Raw genomic sequence first — 21,412 nt, forward strand, 5'->3', positions numbered from 1 at the left:
ACAATCTTTGAAATAGAAGATCTTTCTCCCTGCGGATATGCAAAAATACTTAGTATGTTTTCCAGAAGAAACATATCATACCATTCCTCTCCGACTGCGCTTATAACAATACAGTTGAAAGCGAATATCCCATTTTATCGATTCGATCCAATTCAGGCCAGACGCACCTTCAGGAAAATTAAAGTCACGCAGAATTTGCCTAGGCAAATTGCTCCTCCATCTAAAAGCCTGCTCATTGGGAACCCTCTTCAGCTCCATCATATGACCATCTCCACGGTTCGAAACGCTGTAGAATCGAAGAATCTCCGTCCTAGCATCATTCTTTAAAATTAGCCCCATTTGATCTATAAGGTTAAATATCACTTCTTGATCCCGACAAATCTCTTCATAAGTAATCGAAAACGCATCCATATCCTCACGAACCATATGCTCCAGAAAATCGCGGCGCTGATTAACCAACTCATTCAATAAAGCCCATGGTCTTCGCCCCTTCAAAAGAAAGATAGAGCTATCGTTTTTCAATGAATTTTCATACAAGGCCCAATCCTCATAAACCCAATCCCAATACATACCAGACGAATGACTATCAATCACTCCATAATTACAGCGATCTAAAAAAAGACTCGTAAACTCACAGTCAGAAAAAACGCTGCAAAACAGACCATGAGCCTCGATTCTAGGTTGCTTTATGATGAGGGTGTCGGCTGAAACATTATTAATAAATTTATTAATATGGTCCCGGAGAATGTCTTTGTATGCCTCACAATACTGATTCTTTCCATTTCGAATAAAGAACTGGTTATCCAAAAAATCCCAATCAAACTTTCTGCCTTTGTCTAAATTGGTCCATCTTATTCGCTTTACAATATCTTGCGCATTAATTCCAGTAAAAGGCTTAAAGTTACTAGAGAAGGGTTCAAACAAGTAATGCACGCCATCACACAGCGACAGCATCTTACCAAGCCAAGTAGTACCGCTCCGAGCATGCCCGTTAATAAAAATAACCCTCATCTTGAGAAAAACAGCCTCTCCATAAATTTAAATTCATCTTACGCAAAATAATGATCACTAGTTACAAAAAAAATGAGGGCCACTCTCCTATCGCCCCAGAGGAAAAGAGTATCTCTCTGAAAATCCTAGATAATATCTCAGGAAAAAAAACAACGATGCGAAAAACGCACCTGCTTCCACTCCAACAACAATCCATGACATTCCAAGAGCACCGAACTGATTTGGCAACACGCATGTAAAAAGCACAGAGCCCAAACTCGCTAATCCAAATATCCAAATTCGCAGCGTCTCTTTCCGGTTTATAACCAAATAAAGCTGAGACAATATTCTACCGCAGGCGACAAAGAAGATCACCGGCGCCATGATCTTAAGAAATTCGCTGACTCCTCCGAAGCCATCCCCGGCCACTATCCTCACGATATGATCTGAATAAAGAACGATGAGAATCACACCGGCACCAACAACGCCTCCCACCGAGCACAATGCAACAAGGAGGTATCGATGATATAAATCGACAGAACTCTCCTTTAAAACAAGTAAGCGAGGGTAAAGCACCTGAATAATCGGCACAGTGAACTGATTGGCAATTGAAATCATTCTGTACGCAACACCAAACTCTCCGACAACAGACACAGAAACCTGTTGAGCGAACACAAGTGGACTGATCCTTGTGTGGCTCATAGCCAAAACGTTACCAATAAAAATTCGGAAACCGGCTTTCAAAAGAGTGCAGACGCCAAATTCGCCGAACAAACTCTCGTATTTGGGAAAAATAGAAAACGATTGATAAATGATGACGTATGCAGCTGCAAGATTAATGACCTGAACAAAAACCATCAACATTCCATACACGATCAGATCCTGTTCACTATTTACAAATGCAACAACAAAAAAAACTAGAAGGAGACGACTAATAACCGAAACGACCGAGACTACTTTAAATTTCTCTAATCCCTGAAAAAGGTAAAGAGGAAACAAACCTTCAGCAGCAAAAGCCAAACACCTTAGGATCAAAAAATAATACGCGGAAGTATCTCGCTGCAATTCTAAAACCGGAAAAAAAGCCAACAGCAAAACTGCGATGAAAAACACAACAAACTGGTATAATGAGACTGAAAACAGGATCTTAGAGAGCTTATCTCGCCCCATTCTATTTTCGGTCACAAGCCTCGTCACTGAAAGAGAGAAGCTGTAGGCAGATAAAATGCTCAAAACACCAACTAGAATGTTTGCATAAACAACAACACCATAGGCATCAGGGCCAAGGACCCGAGTTAGATAAGGTAGAAGCAGTAACGAAACCAATAGGTTACTAACCTGCAGAAAATACAAACTGACGGCATTCGAGAACACAACGAACAATGGCTAGAGCTTAATCTTACGCTGTAACCGGCTGATACCTACTTTTAGACGATTAGCAGCTGTATTTCCGACCCTCTTTCTTCCTTTATAAATAAGGTCAGGCAACGAAACCTCCATAAATTGGTCTCCCTCATGCATTAGAGATAATTCCTCCTGCCGTCCAAATTGCTTCGGGTTTGCCAACACGCTACTATATGCGTCCACAAATAGCTTGGCCAAACTCGCCTCAGCCCAATACTTATGCATCCAGTCTCGACTAGCATTCCCAACTGCCTTCAAAGCTTCACCATCCCCCAGTAAACCCACGATTACGTCGTAAGCATCCTCTAGCCTACAGTTAACAAAAGGAAGGCGATGCGCCCCGGAAATATACCGCATAACATATTTTGTTCTACCATCTAAATAACAGACAGTAGGTTTGCCGAGAGACAAACCCTCCAAACCGTTAAGATGGAAACTACCAGTCACGAGCTCATCTAACACGACTTTTGCATTCAGTTTTCGAGACATAACAAAGCCGTGTGGCTTCTTGCTTATTACTTCATAACAAAACCCGACATTCTTCGAAATCCTACGAAGCAATGCCTCCGTCTCAACTGCACCCTTTGTGTCCCAGCGCGAAGACCACCCCGAGTTCATCCAGGTAGGGCTATAGAAAATATCAGCCCCACTCTCATCCCCACAGCTTACAATTGGCGATTCCAAAGAAACAATATTTGGCACAACATACGCATTTGGGTAGAACCTCTCAGGGTATTGCGCAATAACCAAGCATGGACAGTCGGAGTTAATTAATTCTTCAAGAGCCTCCCCTGTGCTCGATATTATCAATTCAGGCTGAGAGTGAAAATGCCGGATAACCGTCTTGCCCTTAGACATCAACTTACAAAAATCAATTACTCCAAAGTCGCGACACGTTAGGTTAACTTGATTGTGCAGATGAATAATATCTGCATTCATCGCCAGCGAATAAGCCAAATCTGGTGTTTCATTAAAAACAACATCCTGAGCGAATCGATCCCATCGATCTAAGTCAACGAGACGAGCTGACACTTCGGTATAGGAATTCATGGCGTTAACGATCCTAATAGGAGATCCAGCCAGACGAGTCTTTGAGAAATGTACGACCTTCATAGCTTAAATCAATCAATAATTGAATAGTCACGAGCCGCCCATTCATTCAAGACCTTGAGACTATCCTCGGAAGGATTAATCGTTACATTCATTCCACTAGTGGAATGACGTTTTTCTAGACGCCTTCCAGTCAACTCCTCTAAGAAATCCGACAAATCCGAAATGTTTACGACTTTAGCCGGCTTAAATTCATTATACCACCATAACTGGTTTTGAAACAAATACTCTCCTCCAAAAAGGCTCGAATAAAGCAACAAGTCAGCAAATCTATCAAAAGTGGGACACAAATTTGCAATGTATTGATGGCGCAAGACTGATTTCGGGGATTTTACGAGCCTCTGGTTTTGTTGCTCTCGAACCACAATATCCTTATATAACGAGATCGCTCGCTCGAAAGGGTCTCGCCAAACCATAAACACTGGGTATCGAAGAGACGGTAAACGAAACGGAACTTTGGCGGATCGATACTCATGGTAATCCCCAATGGCCTTACCCCCAAACTCTTTCATGTACGTATAAAGCGTGTGTGTGCCATTCTTAGGCACGCACACAAATGAACATCCACATTGCTTAAACAACACCATATCAATTACCTCTCAAACTGATTAAAATTATACAATTAAAAGACAAGCATTCTAGATTACAAACCCGCTTTCACTATGTCGTGAATTCTAATGATACCGACACATTGGATATTTACAGAACTCACCACCGGTAGCACCGAAATTTGGCTTTCACGGTCTTCCATGATGCGCATGGCATCGATAGCGAGAACGTCAGGGGTTACGGTGATCGGATTCATGGTCATCATTTCTGCGGCAGACAGAGTATTCCAGTTTTCCGAGGAGTGGCGCTTTAGGCAGCGGCGTAAATCACCATCAGTTATGATGCCCAATAGCTTGTTATTCGCATTCACCACGCACGCTGCCCCAGCCTGAAAGCGAGCCAGCATGTCAATTACCTCCACAAAGGGTGCTTGAGGTCCGATAAGTGGGTTTTGCTCACCTTGATGCATTAGCGCTCCGACTCGAAGAGCTAATTGTTTACCTAAGCGACCGGCGGGGTGATTGTAAGCAAAGTCATCTGGCGAAATTCCTTTCATGCGTGCCACAGCAACTGCAAGTGCATCCCCTATTGTCAATTGCACAGCCGTGCTACAGGTGGGCGCCAAGTTATGATCGTCAGCCTCTCTGCTGACTCCAGCATCCAACACAATGTCCGCTTCTTTAGCTAGCTGGCTGGTGAGATTACCCACAATCGCTATGTGTGGAATATTTCTTAGACGTAAGTGCGGAAGCAACAGAGTAATTTCTTCAGTAGAGCCACTATTACTAATTAGAACTGCTACATCATTTTTCGAGACTATCCCGATATCTCCATGCAAGGCATCAGATGCATGCATGTGGATTGCACGCGTCCCAAGACTGGAAAAGGTCGCTGCGATCTTCCGTGCGATAATTCCAGACTTACCAACCCCGATTAAGACAACCTTATCCTCACAGGCCAAAATAAGGTCAACCGTCCGAGAAACCGCTAGATCGTCTATACGTCCGACCGCTCGGGTAAGCGCATCGCGCTCTTTTTCAAGAGTTACCCGAAAAGCGGCGACCGAATCTTCTGTCACATTTCTTGTCATAGCAGAACCTTGATCACGAGTTTAAGGACCTCAGAGCAATCAACGTTTGCAATACCGGGCGCATGAAGATCGGCAGGAAAGAAAACTTCCAGTTTTCCCGGAAACATATCAATGGTCGTATAGCGCGTGCCGATTTGCGCAAACTCCAGGTCCTTTTTCACCTCATAGGGCTGGATGACCACGTGCGATATCTCATCTGAAACAAGAATTTGCTCACGACCTTTTAGGACGATCTGAATATCTGCGTATCTACGATGAGATTCAAAGACGGCCTGATCCAGAGCTTTAGGTTGATACTGAGCCACCTCCGCAAAGACTGATTCACCATCGATCGTATGTCGTCCCAGAGGGATCTTGGAATCGATCGACTTTAGCCACTGATGCGCCAGATGAAAACCATCTGAGAAACGACTCAGCATGCGCCATTCATATTCCGACTGCTCCAAAAAAGTGATCATATATTTTGGGATTCTTCATCGGGAAATAGGGAACCAATCAAAAAGCATAGAGATGCATGAGCTAAATCAATCGCCATAGTTACTCCTCGGTTTCCCACAAAGGATGCGTGCCCATTTCGTCGACCTCTTTTCGCCATACTCAATCAATACTTTACTCATTACCTACAAGAGTTTTAATCATCGGTATAAGCTTCTGGAACTTGCCGTGCCAGTTATGGAGTTTTGCGATGCGGGTTTTGATTTCTGGGTCGGCGACGCCCTCTTGAATGAGGGTGTGGATGTGACCAAGCCGATCGGCGCCGTTGTCTAGGGCTTGGTCGACTTGGTTGGTGAGGAGGCCGCTGACGAGTTTGCGGAGGCGGATTTCTGGGGTGTAGTGGTCGCGGCGATCTCCGGGGATGAGGGCTTGTTGAACGGCACCGAGGGAGCGGAGGGTCTTGAGCCCTTGGGAGGCTGAGCCTTTGGAAATGCCGAGGCGGTCGGTGATGTCGTCGAGGCAAAGCGGCTGGGCTGTAGCGAAGAGGACGCCGTAGATCTGGCCAATGGATTTTTGAAAACCAAAGGATTGTGCCACGTGGACGAACATCTCGACGATAGCATTCTCAGCTTCTGTGAGCTGAATGACTGGCGGGAAGGGTGTGGCTGTCTGGGATTCAGGCATTTCGAATTGTTCAGAAAAAACTGAACAGATCCGCGAATGTCGAGTTGAAATTCAAGAATCTTGTTGGAAGAATGAATAGGAATTGGAGTTATCCGCGAATGAACGCTAATTCACGCGAATGTTTTTTGGAATGGAAGCTACTGCCAGGGGCTTGCGTGAACTAGCCTAGCAAAAAGGTGAAAGCCATTTTAAATGTTGAAGACTATTTGTAAGGCACCGTGTCGATTTTAATCCTGGTTCGTTATCAAAATTAAAGTTTCAGCACACTTTCGCATTTTCCGCGGCTTTAAAATAGTGTTCAGACTGCAAATTTCCGTTTTCCAAAGGGCCATTCAGGAATAGTGAAGAGGTTGCGTAGGCGGAAGGCTGCGGGTGAGAGCACGAGGAGTGAAGCGCGGGCGCTATCCGCAAACCAGGGCATTTCGAGAGTGCTACGGTGTTCCGGGTTCCAGGTCCAATCTGGAAGATCGAGTTGGCATTGTTCGCACAGCCAGTCAGCATAGGCAGCGAGGTAGACATCCGCGATCTCCCCACTCGCAAATTTGTAGGCAGAGCAGCGGAGGCTCTTCGGAAACCAAAGCCTGGACGACGGTAGCGATATCATCAACGCCCCGACCGATCGTGTGAATTCAATCACGCAGACTTTGGCCAAAGGATTCCAAGCTGTCACTCCCCCAGCGACGCTTATTAGAGCGTCCGTGGCTTGATCAAGCTATTGGTCATAGGAACCCTTCACTGTTTGAATTACGCTGGACAGATCATTTTCTACACCGCCTAAATCCCGCTCAATTGCTTCCCAAAGGATTCGCTCATCAAGCACATCGTAACCATGGGCGATATTATTGCGCATCCCAATAATTCGGTGTCCATTTTCTATGGCATCAAAGATCTCTTCATGCGCGTTTCTCAGACGATACATCGCCTTCCCCAACACCTCGAACTTACGCTCAACGGCCGCCTGCGCCATGCGATCCTTTTGAAAATCGGCAAACGACTTTCCCGCGACAAACTCCCGAAGATCGGAGATTGCCGTACGCATATCAGTGACGAGCTTCTATATTTTATGCTGCATAAAGCCTCCTGCAGGTGCGCACCACTTCATCTCTAAAGACCTGGTTACGGATAGCTTGTTGACATACTAGATCAACGGGCCGCTGGAGCTGGGCCTCCAGGGATTCCTTAAAATCAAAGTATTGAGCAAAGGCCCCTTTTGGATAGTCAGGAAAAAACTCGACGAGCAAATCGACATCACTCGCTTCATCAAAATCTTCACGCAACACCGAACCAAACGCATACAACGCCCTGACCCGGTGCTCGCGACACAGGACGGTGAGGTTATTGATTTGGTTCAGGAGGCACATTTTTGAATGATAAAAGTAGTGATAAAAGGAAGGCACGGAAACTCGCGGAATGATCCTTTAATAATGAGTTCTTTAGAGAAGCCTCGAGCGCAAGGTATGTTTTATTCTTATCCGTTTCTATCGTGGCTAAGTGAATTACCAGGTATTTAGGCAAGAGGTGGAGTTCGCGCAGGATCGAAGCCGCAGTCATTCCGATAGTTAGAAGCTAATTTCAATAGACTTTTATTTTCAGCGCACTTCCGCGTTTTCCGCGGCTTCAGAATTTTTTATCCGATATTCATTCAGAATCTCCCGCCGTTCGTAGTTGAGTTGGGCATAGGCTGCGAGGGTGTGAGTTTCCCATAGTTCAGCGGCGTAAGTGTCAGCGGTGAAAAGGCGGTCGCCGGTGGTGATGACCTGAATAGCTAGGACAGTCGAGGCGCTGTTGAGGTCGACGAGGTCGACGTGCTCGACGCCGAGGGCTTCTGCGAGGTCGTTGGCCAATTTAAACTGTGTTAACGCCGACAACTCGGGATTGGCAAAGTAGGCAAGATCGAAATCGCTGCCCGGCCTACAGCCCGCACCGCCCCGCGCCCGCGAACCGAATAAATACAGCGCCTGCAGTTCAGCCCCGCATTGAGCGAAGCCCGAGCGCACACAGTCAAGCAACGCTCCTTGCGTATATTCACGTAAAGCGCTCGAGGCATCCGTAGAGCGGCAATTCGGCTTGGGAAGATTCATGATTCCTCTTGCGTTGATCTCCGGATCGCTTGGCCAAAGTCGAGCAATTGCTGCAGGTTTTCCTGAACTATCGATTCAATGATTTCCAATTTTAATGTTTGGTATTCATGAATCGCGATATTTCTAAATCCCACCATATTTTTAAGGCATCGGCTCAGGTCGGGAGAGATCACATGGTTTTTCTCCAATAAATCGAAGGCGTCGCGGCTGCTCTGCGGCACTCCAAACCGTTTCATGTGGACAGTATGCATCGCAAGGTCGATAGCGGCTTGGCAAGCTCGCTCAAGATTCAAAATAATAGACTCCTGCTCCAGCATCGCATCCAACAAGGAGCCCGAAAGCGAGCCGTGCACTTCGCGAATACGCGCTACACACCGCTCGATTGTGACTACCTTATTGATGACGACGTCATTCATTTGCTATCATTTATGACATCCACTGCGCATCCGACAAGGGTTTCTGATAGGCCATCTTTTTGCCTGGCATTCAGGGATTTCGAGATGTTTTGAGAAACTGACTAAATCCGCGGGTATTGAATAGTGATTGGGAATGGGATTTATCCGCGAATGGACGCTAATTCACGCGAATGAGTCACGAGTCGATATAGCCTATCGACTTTTTCTCTGACCTTTTACTTTTCTAATTCTGGATCTGTGATCTTGTCTTTCTCAGCAAAATCATAGGCAAATCTTTTGCGAATTGCTTTACAAGGAGGGAGAAAGTAAGAATATCTTACAATGCTTAAAACACTATCCTCGAAAGGGCAGTTAGTATTGCCGGCTAGATATAGGCGGCGGCTTGGGTTGGAAGTGGGTAGCCAGGTCAACGTCATTGAGGACGGTGATCGTTTGATCATCGAGCCGACGCAAACTACTGAGGTCAAATTTGTCTCTTTGCCTGGTGCGCCGAAACCTGTGCTTTCGATCGGTCCCAACAGGCTGATATCGAAGCATGATTTGATCGACCCGCTGTCGAACGATGACTGAATACTTACTGGATGTGAACGTGCTGGTCGCTTATGCCATTCAAGAGCACGTTCATCATGAGCGTGTGGTTTCTGGATTGTCTGAACGTGCGGAAAATGGCGATAATTTCTGCGTCTGTCCGATCGTAGAGCTGGGCTTGATCAGGAATTCCATGCGCATTGGCGGAATTTCCATCAAAATAGCCAAGCAACTGATGACCCATGTGAGCGAAAACCTGGTTTTAAAGAGGATACCCGATTCGGTTTTTTCCCAACAGCTTCCCAATTGGATTCAGGGGTATCGCCAAACAACAGATGCATATCTCGTCGCTCTAGCCGAAGCAAACGGATGCCAGCTACTTACTTTGGACGTTTCGATTCCCGGAGCTGAGGCTATGTAGCGAGAGGCAAACAGGTGCCGTTATTTCTTAAGCTCAGGTTGTTCGAAGACATTTGAGGATGAGAATTTATCCGCGAATGAACGCTAATTCACGCGAATGAGTTTGGACTTGCGTTAGCGTGCAAGCTTTTCTTTCAAACCATTGGATATTATATATTTTGAACGGCACATCCTTTAGTATGAGCCCTGATTGCATCCAGCAAAATCGATCCGCTTTTTCTGGCGTTGGGATATTAACTCGGATTTGGATCACAGTGGGCAAGCCTGACTTGTGCTCTGCCAACAGCCTGCCGAAATCCAAATCCTGAGTCACAATCACATGACTCCCCTCACGCGCATACTTGAATATTTCTTTGTCAGGAACGCCTTGCTTACCGACCTGTGTCCAGTGTCTTGCCTTTAATCCCTCAGCTTCGAAGAAATCCACCCAACGCCAAGTTAGATTCTCGTCCAGGATAAGCCCTGATTACGAAGTTTTGACAGTGAACTCCTGAAATGCGCAAGCAGACGCAGCAAATTCGAGAGCGGCACGGATCGAAGCTTCGTCTAGCATGGGATAGTCCTCAAGAATTGCTCTCATCTCACGCCCAGCCGCTACTTGGCGGACAATATTGCTCACCGTTATGCGGGTGCCCCTAATACAGGGCTGGCCCTGCATGATGAGGGGATCCGAGACCACTCGGTCGAAATTTTCCATGATCAGAAGATCGACGATATTTTCAGAAACACAATGATGAAGGGGTGTTTAGGCTCAAAGTGGAGAGAATGGAGATTTATCTGCGAATCCACGCGGATGAGTTTGGACTCGTGGCAGCCTGGTGGCTTTTCTTTTTCCCTTTTTAATTATGCCCTTCGAACTGGTGCCTAAACAAATGGGTTTACAACGCGGACTCCTTCATAGGACTGCCCATGATTGAGATCTTCGGAAAGGAGTGTCTCGCAATTCGCTAGGCGTGCAGCTTCTAGAATCGCGGCATCCCAATAGGAGAGTTGCCAGCGTTCTTTTGCTTGCAGGGCTGCATCGAAGAGTAGTGTTGAGATGTCGACAATTGGATACCGTTTCCAACTCTCGATGAGCCCGCAGGCTTCTTCGTGGAGGAGTCTATCCGCTCTGTTGGGCCGGGTGGCTTGGACGTAGAATTCTTGCAAGACCTAAACAGACAGGTGCAGATCGTCCGCTTCTAGAATTTCAGCAGCAATCGCCTGTCTCTCGGCCTCAGCAGGGTCTTGGCTGACTTTATAAAGGAGGATATTCGTATCAAGAAAACGCATGGCGGTCATGAAGCTCGTCTCGACTTGAACGCTGGCTGGCTGAGAAACCGGTCCGGCGCTGAGCGATTTGTTGCAACATCTCTGTTTCCTGACGCCGCAAACTTTCATGCTCTGTTTCCTCGGCTGCAATCTCCTCGAGGTGCTTCCGCACTATAGCAGACACCGAAGTGCGTTGCTCCGCAGCGCGTAACCGCGCCCTGTGATATACACTATCCCCCACGGAAACTGTGATATTTTTCATTTTCACAGGTTTTCCCATTTTAATGAGGGATCAAGTGAAACAAGAGATCCAACGAGAGGGATTCCGCTGCCAGAGTTTTGGACATATTTTATCCGCGAATGGACGCTAATTCACGCGAATATTTTTACTGCGGAATGTGCTGACAGAAGCTTGCTGGAGATGGCGTAGCAAAAGGGGGGTTGTTATTTTAAATGTTAGAGATTATTTGCTAGGTGCCATGTCGATCCTTGTTCTGGTTCGTCATCAAAATTAGAGTTTCAGCGCACTTCCGCGTTTCCCGCGGCTTAAGAATAGTATTCAGACTGCAAATTTCCGTTTCCCAAAGGGCCATTCAGGAATGGTGAAGAGATTGCGTACGCGAAAGGCCGCGGGCGAGAGCACGAGGAGTGAGGCGCGGGCATTATCCGCAAACCAGGGGATTTCGAGCGTGCTACGGTTTTCTGGGTCCCAGGTCCAATCTGGAAGGTCGAGTTGGCATTGTTCGCACAGCCAGTCGGCATAGGCGGCGAGGTAGACATCTGCGATCTCCCCACTCCCAAATTTCTGAGCGAGCAGCGGTGGTTCTTCAGATACCGCAATCTGGACGACCGTAGCAATATCATCAGCACCCCGACCGATCGCGTGGATCCAATCACGCAGACTTCGACCAAATGATTCCAGACTATCACTTGCCAGCGAAACGTCCTGCAGGGTCTGCGGCTTAATCATACTATCTGTCATCGGAATGAACCTCCCCTAGAATCGATTTGATTAAAGCTGCATGCTGGTCAGGCAAAACGTCATCGGGAAAATAACGGTCGATATGCGACTGCACCTCTGCCACCGTGCCAATGTTCATTTTCCGAAGTAGGAACCGAAGATCCGCCTCATCGCCCGAGTAACCAGGCAGGGCTCTCCGGGATGCCATCGCTTTGAGAGCCAAGAGGTAACTGGCGGTGGGCACGCTCACTTTTAATCCCTGAAATTCTTTAGCAAGGGGTCGCTTTGCGCCCACCGGAGCGAGAAATTGCGAAACATCCGAATTCAACCAGTCACGGTCGAATCCGAACTCCTTTGCGACCACGGCCACGATTTCTCGACCCTCCACTTCTGGAACGATTACAGCGTCCACGTCTTTCGTGATTGCACGGCTATTATACACCAAGAGCATGACCGCTCCTCCATAAAGACTCACCTCTAATTGCAGCCCACGCTCATGAGCGATCTCGCCCATACGTCGGAAAGCTTCCAGAATAAGTTCTTTGGTAAGTTGAGGCATCAGCGCATATTTGGGTCTTGTTATTACAGCCGTCAGGCGCCCAGGGCTAGGTTTTTCAGTATCTTTGCTTCGTATGAGACGGTGATGAATCCATGTTTTCTGAGAATTGTGCAGCTTATTATCTTTGATGGTGATCGTCTCGTAAGATGATCGATACCATTCATCCGCGAATGGAAGCGAATTTACGCGAATGACCTTGCCGCCTGCGGTCCACTTGGCTCTGGGGTAGCCAATGCGTGCATAAAAAAAGCGCAGGGATTATGGCCCTGCGCTTTTTGTCATAGGTTTTCGATTAAATTAGTATTTTACGCTGCAGCCGTAAGGGCGGGTGGTGGCTTGGGCGATCTCTTCGCCGGCCATTAGGCTAGTCAGGGCAGCGTTGACGAAGTTTTCGGCTTTCGCGATATCCTTGGCGCTGGCTGAACGAATGCTGTCGATAGCGCCGTTGTAAACGAGTGTGCCTTCGGGTGAGATGACAAACATGTGAGGTGTGGTGCGTGCCCCGTAGGCTTGGCCGACTGTTCCGTCTTTATCGAGCAGGAAGGCAGTTGCGGCTGTCTCCTTTTCCTCAGCGTAGGCGATGTGCTGCTCTGCAGTTAGGAAATCACGATGATCAGGGTTCGTGGAGTTAATAGCCAGCCACACAACGCCCTTGTCCGTCCACTTTTCCTGAGTCTTCTGCATATTTGAGGAGTCGTAGAATTTAACAACAAAGGGGCAATTCGGATTGAACCATTCCAATACCACGGTTTTGCCTGCAAAGTCTGATAGTGAATGTGTGGTGCCGTTAGCATCAGTCAATGTGAATGCTGGTGCCGTCTCACCGACGGTTGCAGCGGACATCAATGATGCCGCGAAGATGAATACGATAGATATGAGTTTTTTAGTCATGGTGAGTTAGTTGTTAGTCAGGAACGGCCATTAAGAAAGGCTGAGGAGGCAATTTGTTCACAAATTTTGTGATTCTACTTCGAAATCGAACCACTGACATGCAGCTTGACATCAATTCGAGCAACATCATGTTCCATGTGCTTTCCGCGGGTTGATAGCTCAATCGGTAGAGCAGTTGCCTTTTAAGCAATTGGTTCCGGGTTCGAGTCCCGGTCAACCTACCAATTCGGAGAATAAGGAGATGGTGAGTTAGTTGATAAGGGGCGCGCATAGTAATGAGGACTCGACCCCGCGGGTGGTCCGGTTCTCAGCCAGCTGAGCCCGGTTAATTGAATTGTTGCGTGAGCTTCGAGCCGCCGGGCTGTTTGGCCACAATCAATCCAAAATCGACGGAAACAAAAGGAGACCGTAAAATACTTTCAGACAGAGCTAGCTATCGGAATTAGACTTCAACGTGACCACTCAGTAGGGCGTCGACCTTGTCCTGGTTATCCGCCTCGAGGAGACCCTCCACTACAGCAAGGATATCACCGTCGAGGAATTGATCGAGACTGTGAACGGTGACATTAATCCGATGATCAGTGATACGGCTTTGCGGAAAGTTATAAGTCCGAATGCGCTCGGAACGGTCTCCGGTACCGATCTGGCTTTTTCGATTCGCCGCATACTTGGTATGCTCCTCATCTTGCTTACGCTGGAGTAAGCGAGCACGTAGGACGGCCATTGCTTTGGCCTTATTTTTTAACTGCGAGCGCTCGTCCGAGCAATTGACGATCAACCCGGTCGGTTTGTGTAGGATTTGAACTGCAGAATCTGTCGTATTTACCCCCTGCCCACCGGGGCCACTCGCTCGCGCAACTGTAATCTCCAGTTCATTGGGATCTATGGAGATATCCACCTCCTCCGCCTCAGGCAACACCGCCACTGTCGAGGTAGAGGTGTGAATACGCCCGCCACTTTCAGTTACCGGGACACGTTGGACTCGGTGCACCCCACTCTCAAATTTGAGCGTCTTATACGCCTCCTCGCCTTTGAGAAGAAACGTAACCTCCTTAAAACCACCTGTTTCTGATTCGCTCGCACTCATCGGCTCGATCGACCACCCACGACGCTCAGCAAAACGCTGATACATGCGGCACAGATCAGCAGCAAACAAGGATGCCTCATCCCCACCTGCACCCGCGCGAATCTCCATCACAATATTACGATCATCGGTCTCATCGGGAGGAATCATGGCGACCAAAACGGCTTCTTTGAGCTGTTCAATCTTCTCCTCAAGCGGCGCGATCTCCGCCTCAGCCATTTCCTTGAGCTCAGCATCCATGTCTGGGTCAGCAAGCATCTCACGACTGTCGGCAAGCTCCTGCACAGCCCCAAGCAAATCCTCGTAGAGCTCGATCAGCTTGCTCACCTTCTGATGCTTTCGAGACATAACCGCAGCATTGCGTTGGTCACTGTAAAAGTCAGGCGCCTGCATCTGCTCATCGAGCTCACTCAGCTTCGCTTTGAATGGTTCAATCGGTGGGATGCCTTCCATAAATTCAAATATTCGAGATAGCTAATGAAGATGCCACCCTACTCAGCACCTTTCAAGAGTGCATTAACTATGAATTTGATCTTAACATTTCGCTCGAAGTTCGCCGCTGACCTCATTTATTGAGCCCGCATGATCGGATTGCTCTATTTTGTCTCTGCATTGATTTTTGTCTGTGTTGGCGCGGGCATGGCGCTACAGGAAGGGCCTTCTCAAACTGCGCTTAGCGTCACCGCACTCCTGCTCGTTTTCCTCCTTCAGGTTTTGATCCTGGTGACCTTTGGGAAACTCAAAGCGCAAGCAGGTAAAGCAGAGAACGCAGATGCTGAGGCGCAACCTAGGGAGCCCGAAAAAGCCACACTTCCACCCGAGCCCGCGTCCCCAGCCGTCCAGTCAGACGGACTCGTGCTCGCCTCTCTACTACAAGAGAAAGGACGCTTCATTGATTTCGTGATGGACGATGTTCAAGCGTACTCGGATGCCCAAGTCGGTGCCGCGGCACGCGTTGTCCATTCCGGTTGCCGAGACGTTATCCAAAAAGCGCTAGGGCCTGAGCCTATTGCAACGAGCCCTGAACAACAAACGATCACTCTCTCAGAAGACTATGATCGCGCGGCCTTCCGCGTCACCGGAAAAATGCCTGCTAACGGCGCCATACAGGGCAAATTAGAACACAAGGGCTGGCAGGCTTCGCGCTGTGACCTACCTAAACCGACCCAAACTCTCGAAAAAGCAGAGGGATTCACACTCGCGCCTGCCCAAGTCAGTAACTGATTATTTCCAACAATTTGTTATGACCACGACACACATCGGCATTGATCTCGGAACGACAAACTGTGCCGTGGCTATTGCACAGGGTGGTGCGGATGCCGAAACTCAAGGCATCCCACAGATTGGCGCCCCCGGCCGCGTGGATACACTTCCGACACTGCCGTCATCCATCTACATGTCCGGCGAACAAGAATTTGATGCGGCTGGGCTCAAGTTGCCGTGGAGCGCCGAGGGTGACCCGTTAGTCGTGGGGACCTTTGCTCGTGAGCACGGCCCCCATGCACCGGAGCGCCTGATTCACTCTGCTAAATCCTGGCTATGTAATCCAAATGTAGATCCATCTGATGCCCTACTTCCTTGGCAAAGTCAGGCCGTGGAATCCAAACTCTCACCGCTTGAGGTCTCTGCAAAGCTCCTGAGCCACATTCACGCTAGTCTGCAAAACACAAACTCTCTCCCCGAAGGAACCCGCTCGATCATAACCGTTCCCGCGAGTTTCGATGATGCTGCGCGACGAGCCACACAAGTCGCGGCGCTTGAAGCTGGATTTTCAGAGTCGACCCTTCTCCTCGAAGAGCCTCTGGCGGCGCTTTACGCTTGGCTAGAAACACAGGGGAATAACTGGCGTAAGCAGATTGAACCTGGACAGCTTGTCTTAGTTTGTGATGTGGGCGGAGGCACTTCGGATTTCAGCCTGATTGCAGTCAGCGAATCCGACGGGGATCTACGACTCGATCGCGTGGCTGTCGGTTCGCACATCCTGCTGGGTGGGGATAACTTGGACTTGGCTTTAGCCTACATTGTCAAAGCTCAGCTAGAGAACCAAGACACCCAACTCGACGATTGGCAGTTTCGTTCTCTAATTCAGAAAGCGCGCGCCGCTAAAGAGACACTGTTCAATAACCCGGAATTGTCGGTCGCTCCCATATCACTAGAGTCACGAGGCTCTAGCCTATTTGCCTCGACGATCCGAGCTGAGGTGTCACGTGACACCCTAGATGCGGTGATCGTTGACGGTTTCTTCGCAAAAACAGGCATCAACGATTTTCCGCAAGATGGAACATCGGTCGGACTTCAAGAGCTGGGATTGAACTACGCAGCAGACCCCGTTTTGCCGAAACACATTGCAGCCTTCCTGCACCAGGCGCAACGGAGCTTTGACAATCAACCCGAGCTAGCTGAACGCCTCGATCCAGCAGGTGAACGGCGCAATCAGGCATTCATCAAACCCGAACGTATTTTATTCAACGGAGGCGTATTTCACGCAGCAGCCCTGAGACAGCGAGTCGTCGACATTCTTTCGGAGTGGTGTGGCCAGCCCGTTGCCGAATTGGACGGAGCTCAATTAGATCAGGCGGTTGCGTTGGGAGCCGCCGCTTACGGCCGCATCCAAGAATGTGGGGAAGGCATACGCATCCGTGCTGGGGCCGCCCATTCGATGTATATAGGCATTGCATCAACGATGCCTGCCATCCCGGGATTCACCCCGCCTGTTCAAGCGCTGTGTGTCGTTCCACAAGGCATGGAAGAAGGCAGTGAGATCACTCTCGATAAGGAGTTCGGCCTGATTGTTGGCAAGCCGGTTACCTTCCAAGTGTTTAGTTCAAACAAACGCCCTGAGGATACCGTCGGCAGCTTAGTCAGTGATGCTGCCTCTCAACTCGAAACATCACGCCCCTTAGAAACGTATCTAGATGCTTTGGAAAACTTCCCTTCAGGAACACCGATTCCCGTCAAGCTACATGCACATTTGACAGCCACCGGACAGCTTGAGCTGTGGATGCAACATACCCGTTCGGACCAGCGCTTCAAAATCGACTTCGATGTGCGGCTCGATTGATGTCTAAGCTGAATGTGCTTAACCACTCGACACAGGCAAAGTGCCTGCTAAATTAGTCGTTATCATGCAAGCGGATGCACTGGAGGAAAAGCCTTTTGAAGAGGCATTGAAAGAGCTTGAAGGCCTTGTCGCAGCTCTAGAAACCGGAGAAAGTCCCCTCACTGAACTCGTCGCCTCATACGAACAGGGAAAAAAGCTTATAGATCTATGCCGAGCACGCCTGCAGGACGCAGAACTGCGCATAACGCAACTCGATGAGAACCAAACTGAAACCCAGTTTGAAGCGGACGATGCGTAAATCGCCATGGAGCCCACACGATAGATGTCATACCTAGAAAACACTCAATCACCTGAAGACGTCAAAGCTCTGCCCGCCGACGCCCTACCTAATCTTGCCGAAGAAATCCGCGCACGCCTAATTAGCGTCACCGCCGAGAACGGAGGCCACATCGGCCCAAACTTGGGCGTCGTTGAACTCACCATTGCCCTGCACCGACAATTCTCCACACCCAAAGATCGCTTTGTCTTTGACGTCTCGCACCAAGGCTATGTCCACAAATTGCTGACCGGTAGAAACAATGAAGCCTTCGACAAAATCCGCACCACAGGTGGCTTGAGTGGCTTCCTGAATCGAGCAGAGAGCGAGCATGACTGCTACGGAGCAGGCCATGCCGGCACTGCCCTCTCCGCAGCCCTGGGGATGGCTACGGCCCGTGACCTCAAAGGCACCGACGAACATGTCGTAGCCGTGTGTGGCGATGCGGCCTTCACCTGTGGCATCACCATGGAAGCGCTCAACAACGTAGCCGATTCCACGAAGCGCCTCATCGTAATCCTCAACGACAACGAGTGGTCCATCGATAAAAACGTCGGGGCCATCGCTAAGTATTTCAACGAACTCATCACCAATCCGATCTACAAACGTCTTCACGACGACGTCGGATCCATACTCCAAAAAGTTCCCGGTGGAGATTCAGTGATCAACTTCGGGAAAAAATGGAAGCACGAGACCAAAGACTTCTTTGTCTCCTCATCCCTGTTCGAAAAATTTGGTCTCCGTTACATCGGCCCGATTGATGGCCACGACCTACCCAATCTAGAAAAATACCTAGAAGTATCAAAACAATCCGATCGGCCCATCATCCTTCATGTCATTACGGAGAAAGGTAAGGGCTGCCACCCCGCACTCCAGCAACCAGAGAAATTTCACGGAGCCAGCCCCTTCGACCCCTCCACCGGAAAGAGCGTCGGCGGCAGCGGCTCCCCCAAACCACCGAAGTATCAAGACGTCTTCGGCAAAGCTCTATTGGACTTTGCCAAGCAGGACGCACGCATCGCCGGAATAACCGGAGCCATGCCGAGTGGCACCGGCCTCAACTTCTTGCGCGATGAGCTGCCAAAACAATATTTCGACGTCGGCATCGCAGAGGAACATGCGGTACTTTTTGCTGCAGGTTTGGCCACACAAGGCCTGCGTCCCGTCTGTGCTATTTACTCCACCTTCCTCCAGCGCGCTTACGATCCCATCATTCACGACATATGTTTACAAAACCTCCCCGTTTTGTTCTGCATGGATCGCGCTGGGGTAAGCCCACAAGACGGAGCGACCCACCACGGACTGTACGATATCAGTTACCTGCGTTGTGTGCCCAATACAGTCATCATGCAGCCCGCAGATGAAGATGAACTGGTCGACATGATGGCTACCGGCCTTGCACACGATGGACCTGCATTCATCCGTTACCCACGGGGTAATGCCGAGGGAGTTTCCATAAAAGAGGAGCCAAAACCGATGAAAATTGGGGTCGCTGAACCGAGAAAAACCGGAACCGACATCATCATCTGGGCCTTGGGCAATATGGTATCTGTGGCTGAAAACGTAGCCGCTGAGATTGAGTCGGAATGGGACCTGTCAGTCGGTGTGATCAATGCGCGTTTCGCCAAACCCCTGGATGCCCCCCTTCTCGAAAAAAACTCAAAACAATCCCAGCTCATCGTTACAGTCGAAGACCACGTGCGCACCGGTGGCTTTGGATCGGCCATCATCGAGACCCTCCAGCAGCTCGACATCCAGCACCCAGTCGAATGCATCGGCTGGCCGGATGCCTTTGTCGACCACGGCTCAGATGTGGGTGCCCTCCGCGACCAAGTAGGTCTAGATTCAGTTTCGATAAAAAAGACTATCCTAAAGCGTATCCGGCAGATCACGACCATCTCTCAGCGTCCAGCCGAAGCCGTTTCCGCATAGAATCCACTTACTTTGCATGGACGCAGCGTCACTCAGTAAGCTCAACTGCGACCTGAAGACCGCAACTGAAGAACTGTCGCTGGCCCTTCAGAAACCCTTTGCTCGTAAAAAACGGATCGCTGCACAGGAACGCTTCTTGTCACAAATCGGAGCGGCTGTAGGCGCGCTCACGGAAGCTGAAAAAGTATCCAGCAGAAATTTAGAAGGCATCATGCGGCTTTGTGGCGATGCCCCCATCCAAGAAATACCGGGCGTAGAAAATCTATCTCAAGTCATCTATAACCTGCTCTGCCCTGATCATTATGACCTGCTCGAGCGCATCCGTATGCTCGAACACAAAGTATCCATCCTTGAAACAGAAAATTCAGCCTTGAAGGATCATATCACACTTTCACAAAAAAACCCTTGAAGCCCTCACGACTCACTGTCTTGATCTGGCGCTTTAACGAAGCACCCGTGGTGAAATGGATATCATTTCTGACTACGGATCAGACGTTCGGGGTTCGAATCCCTGCGGGTGTGCCATTGAGGCCAGATAGCTCAGTTGGTAGAGCAGAGGACTGAAAATCCTTGTGTCCCCAGTTCGATTCTGGGTCTGGCCACCAATTTATAATCAAGGACTTACGTAACTGTGAGTCCTTGTTTGTTTTCAAGGTGTGGTGCATTTGTGGTGCACTTTTTCTCTTCAAGATTTTTGCTCTAAAGGGCGATGTGGCGGTGGCTAATCGAGTCTTTTTAGCGAATTGTCTTGAAAACGTCAGCCGTTGTCCGACATATATGGACAGAAATGACCCCGCACTCAAACCGGCACCGTATGGTGTTCCTTCCAATAGGATAGAGGCGGGGGTTTTTATTTGGGCCAAACTTGGATGTGTGCCTCTTTGCGTTTCACGATTTGGCGGTAGTCGCGAGCGTCCTTTTTGTCCGTGAACGAGCGGGCCACTGCTCCGCACACCATATCAGCAAGCTGGATGAGACTGTTCTTTGCTGAATCTTCCATCTGAACTTTGCGAATGAGTTTTTCGTCCCCGTCAACCCAGTCATTGGCTCTGGACTTCAAGTAAGCACAAAACTGTTTTTTGAATTGTTTGCTCCCGCTGCCATCCACGACGACTCGGGCATTCCTTAAGGTATGCTTGGCGTTGCTAAAGAGATAATTGCAGGCAGATTTGTAGAGGGACTCCGGATGATTCCGAAAGTTATCGCTCTCGAGCTTTGCCTTATCGATCACGATACTGAAGTAGCTGAAATTGAGAGATACTACGGATTGCAGAAAGGTTTTCCTGAACCGTGGAGACATTTTATTGAAATGGAATTCAGTCTCCTTCTCCCATCCAAGCCCTTGCCGAATTTCGGCAATACGAACAATCGCGGCATTGGACTCCGATGGGTTTTCAAAAACCACCATTGTTATGAACAGGTAGCTCGAGGAGTCCTTTCCGAGCCTCATACCGGAATCCCCTGATTCGTCTATAAATGCCAGCACTAGGACCGAAATTTAATCATTTTTTCACAGCCATCCCATAAGACCTGATGGCGGAGATCAAACCTGAGTATTGATGGGCTGTAGCGATTGATCGTGTCTATTGGTCAAAATTGAAAAATAGCGGTTTTGACCATGATAAGCCCTATGCTGTCTCATAGGCACTC

27 protein-coding genes, 3 tRNA genes and 1 pseudogene are annotated in these 21,412 nt (G+C 48.9%); 10 read left to right on the plus strand and 21 right to left on the minus strand.

The window, feature by feature from the left end; translation table 11 throughout:
- Positions 1-75 precede the first annotated feature (75 nt).
- The 12 genes from HRU10_10480 to HRU10_10535 all read right to left on the minus strand — a co-directional run bounded on the left by HRU10_10480 (position 76) and on the right by HRU10_10535 (position 8,759).
- Positions 76-1,011, minus strand: a complete 936-nt coding sequence (locus HRU10_10480) for a hypothetical protein (GenBank protein ID NRA27659.1) — start codon at positions 1,009-1,011, stop codon at positions 76-78.
- 87 nt (positions 1,012-1,098) lie between these two features.
- Complete coding sequence (locus HRU10_10485; GenBank protein NRA27660.1) at positions 1,099-2,343, minus strand: oligosaccharide flippase family protein; 1,245 nt, start codon at positions 2,341-2,343, stop codon at positions 1,099-1,101.
- Positions 2,344-2,376: 33 nt separating this feature from the next.
- A complete protein-coding gene (locus HRU10_10490; GenBank protein ID NRA27661.1) occupies positions 2,377-3,444 on the minus strand; it encodes a glycosyltransferase family 1 protein in 1,068 nt (355 codons plus the stop codon).
- A gap of 71 nt (positions 3,445-3,515) precedes the next feature.
- A complete protein-coding gene (locus tag HRU10_10495; protein NRA27662.1) occupies positions 3,516-4,016 on the minus strand; it encodes a sulfotransferase family 2 domain-containing protein in 501 nt (166 codons plus the stop codon).
- Positions 4,017-4,147: 131 nt separating this feature from the next.
- Positions 4,148-5,143 (minus strand): KpsF/GutQ family sugar-phosphate isomerase, encoded by a 996-nt coding sequence (locus HRU10_10500; protein ID NRA27663.1) that lies wholly within the window; start codon positions 5,141-5,143, stop codon positions 4,148-4,150.
- On the minus strand, positions 5,140-5,601 hold the full coding sequence (locus tag HRU10_10505; protein ID NRA27664.1) for a YhcH/YjgK/YiaL family protein: 462 nt from the start codon (positions 5,599-5,601) through the stop codon (positions 5,140-5,142). Before HRU10_10505 ends, HRU10_10500 begins: the two co-directional genes overlap by 4 nt.
- A 151-nt stretch (positions 5,602-5,752) precedes the next feature.
- Complete coding sequence (locus tag HRU10_10510; protein ID NRA27665.1) at positions 5,753-6,262, minus strand: hypothetical protein; 510 nt, start codon at positions 6,260-6,262, stop codon at positions 5,753-5,755.
- A 298-nt stretch (positions 6,263-6,560) separates the two neighbouring features.
- A complete protein-coding gene (locus HRU10_10515; GenBank protein ID NRA27666.1) occupies positions 6,561-6,866 on the minus strand; it encodes a hypothetical protein in 306 nt (101 codons plus the stop codon).
- Between the two features lie 108 nt (positions 6,867-6,974).
- Positions 6,975-7,301 (minus strand): DUF86 domain-containing protein, encoded by a 327-nt coding sequence (locus tag HRU10_10520; protein ID NRA27667.1) that lies wholly within the window; start codon positions 7,299-7,301, stop codon positions 6,975-6,977.
- 22 nt (positions 7,302-7,323) lie between these two features.
- Positions 7,324-7,623 (minus strand): nucleotidyltransferase domain-containing protein, encoded by a 300-nt coding sequence (locus tag HRU10_10525; protein NRA27668.1) that lies wholly within the window; start codon positions 7,621-7,623, stop codon positions 7,324-7,326.
- Positions 7,624-7,851: 228 nt separating this feature from the next.
- Entirely contained in the window at positions 7,852-8,343 is a 492-nt protein-coding gene (locus HRU10_10530) for a nucleotidyltransferase domain-containing protein (GenBank protein NRA27669.1), read from the minus strand.
- Positions 8,340-8,759: a DUF86 domain-containing protein gene (locus tag HRU10_10535; GenBank protein NRA27670.1), complete on the minus strand. Its 420-nt coding sequence runs from the start codon at positions 8,757-8,759 to the stop codon at positions 8,340-8,342. Before HRU10_10535 ends, HRU10_10530 begins: the two co-directional genes overlap by 4 nt.
- 321 nt (positions 8,760-9,080) lie before the next feature.
- Between HRU10_10535 and HRU10_10540 the strand changes: the two genes are divergently transcribed.
- The gene (locus HRU10_10540; protein ID NRA27671.1) at positions 9,081-9,329 is read left to right on the plus strand and encodes an AbrB/MazE/SpoVT family DNA-binding domain-containing protein; all 249 of its coding nucleotides are present in this window, start codon (positions 9,081-9,083) and stop codon (positions 9,327-9,329) included.
- Positions 9,322-9,708: a PIN domain-containing protein gene (locus HRU10_10545; GenBank protein NRA27672.1), complete on the plus strand. Its 387-nt coding sequence runs from the start codon at positions 9,322-9,324 to the stop codon at positions 9,706-9,708. The genes HRU10_10540 and HRU10_10545 overlap by 8 nt, the downstream gene beginning before the upstream one ends.
- 66 nt (positions 9,709-9,774) lie before the next feature.
- Here the strand turns inward: HRU10_10545 and HRU10_10550 are convergent, their stop codons facing one another.
- The 7 genes and pseudogenes from HRU10_10550 to HRU10_10580 form a co-directional block, all read right to left on the minus strand.
- Complete coding sequence (locus HRU10_10550; protein NRA27673.1) at positions 9,775-10,134, minus strand: DUF5615 family PIN-like protein; 360 nt, start codon at positions 10,132-10,134, stop codon at positions 9,775-9,777.
- Between the two features lie 39 nt (positions 10,135-10,173).
- Positions 10,174-10,404, minus strand: a complete 231-nt coding sequence (locus tag HRU10_10555) for a DUF433 domain-containing protein (GenBank protein ID NRA27674.1) — start codon at positions 10,402-10,404, stop codon at positions 10,174-10,176.
- A 167-nt stretch (positions 10,405-10,571) separates the two neighbouring features.
- Positions 10,572-10,988, minus strand: a pseudogene (locus tag HRU10_10560) (PIN domain-containing protein).
- The gene (locus HRU10_10565; protein NRA27675.1) at positions 10,966-11,220 is read right to left on the minus strand and encodes a hypothetical protein; all 255 of its coding nucleotides are present in this window, start codon (positions 11,218-11,220) and stop codon (positions 10,966-10,968) included. Before HRU10_10565 ends, HRU10_10560 begins: the two are co-directional and overlap by 23 nt.
- Positions 11,221-11,517: 297 nt before the next feature.
- Positions 11,518-11,928 (minus strand): hypothetical protein, encoded by a 411-nt coding sequence (locus HRU10_10570; GenBank protein NRA27676.1) that lies wholly within the window; start codon positions 11,926-11,928, stop codon positions 11,518-11,520.
- Position 11,929: 1 nt separating this feature from the next.
- Positions 11,930-12,478: a hypothetical protein gene (locus HRU10_10575; GenBank protein NRA27677.1), complete on the minus strand. Its 549-nt coding sequence runs from the start codon at positions 12,476-12,478 to the stop codon at positions 11,930-11,932.
- Positions 12,479-12,775: 297 nt separating this feature from the next.
- Positions 12,776-13,369, minus strand: a complete 594-nt coding sequence (locus HRU10_10580) for a thioredoxin family protein (GenBank protein NRA27678.1) — start codon at positions 13,367-13,369, stop codon at positions 12,776-12,778.
- Between the two features lie 148 nt (positions 13,370-13,517).
- On the opposite strand from HRU10_10580, the gene HRU10_10585 reads away from it, so the two are divergent.
- Positions 13,518-13,593: transfer RNA gene (locus HRU10_10585), tRNA-Lys, on the plus strand.
- Positions 13,594-13,811: 218 nt separating this feature from the next.
- Here the strand turns inward: HRU10_10585 and prfA are convergent.
- Complete coding sequence (gene prfA / locus HRU10_10590) at positions 13,812-14,906, minus strand: peptide chain release factor 1 (GenBank protein ID NRA27679.1); 1,095 nt, start codon at positions 14,904-14,906, stop codon at positions 13,812-13,814.
- Between the two features lie 129 nt (positions 14,907-15,035).
- On the opposite strand from prfA, the gene HRU10_10595 reads away from it, so the two are divergent.
- The 7 genes from HRU10_10595 (at position 15,036) to HRU10_10625 (ending at position 20,367) form a co-directional block, all read left to right on the plus strand.
- The gene (locus HRU10_10595; protein NRA27680.1) at positions 15,036-15,677 is read left to right on the plus strand and encodes a DUF2760 domain-containing protein; all 642 of its coding nucleotides are present in this window, start codon (positions 15,036-15,038) and stop codon (positions 15,675-15,677) included.
- A 19-nt stretch (positions 15,678-15,696) separates the two neighbouring features.
- On the plus strand, positions 15,697-17,514 hold the full coding sequence (locus tag HRU10_10600) for an Hsp70 family protein (GenBank protein ID NRA27681.1): 1,818 nt from the start codon (positions 15,697-15,699) through the stop codon (positions 17,512-17,514).
- Between the two features lie 64 nt (positions 17,515-17,578).
- Positions 17,579-17,812 (plus strand): exodeoxyribonuclease VII small subunit, encoded by a 234-nt coding sequence (gene xseB, locus HRU10_10605; protein NRA27682.1) that lies wholly within the window; start codon positions 17,579-17,581, stop codon positions 17,810-17,812.
- A 24-nt stretch (positions 17,813-17,836) separates the two neighbouring features.
- Positions 17,837-19,762, plus strand: a complete 1,926-nt coding sequence (locus HRU10_10610; protein NRA27683.1) for a 1-deoxy-D-xylulose-5-phosphate synthase — start codon at positions 17,837-17,839, stop codon at positions 19,760-19,762.
- Positions 19,763-19,778: 16 nt separating this feature from the next.
- Entirely contained in the window at positions 19,779-20,171 is a 393-nt protein-coding gene (locus HRU10_10615) for a hypothetical protein (GenBank protein NRA27684.1), read from the plus strand.
- 41 nt (positions 20,172-20,212) lie between these two features.
- Positions 20,213-20,287: transfer RNA gene (locus tag HRU10_10620), tRNA-Arg, on the plus strand.
- Between the two features lie 4 nt (positions 20,288-20,291).
- Positions 20,292-20,367: transfer RNA gene (locus HRU10_10625), tRNA-Phe, on the plus strand.
- Positions 20,368-20,612: 245 nt separating this feature from the next.
- On the opposite strand, the gene HRU10_10630 is transcribed toward HRU10_10625, so the two are convergent.
- Positions 20,613-21,212, minus strand: a complete 600-nt coding sequence (locus HRU10_10630; protein ID NRA27685.1) for a DUF3800 domain-containing protein — start codon at positions 21,210-21,212, stop codon at positions 20,613-20,615.
- Positions 21,213-21,412: the final 200 nt, after the last annotated feature.

It is taken from the genome of Opitutales bacterium (genome assembly GCA_013215165.1).
Taxonomy (GTDB): domain Bacteria; phylum Verrucomicrobiota; class Verrucomicrobiia; order Opitutales; family JABSRG01; genus JABSRG01.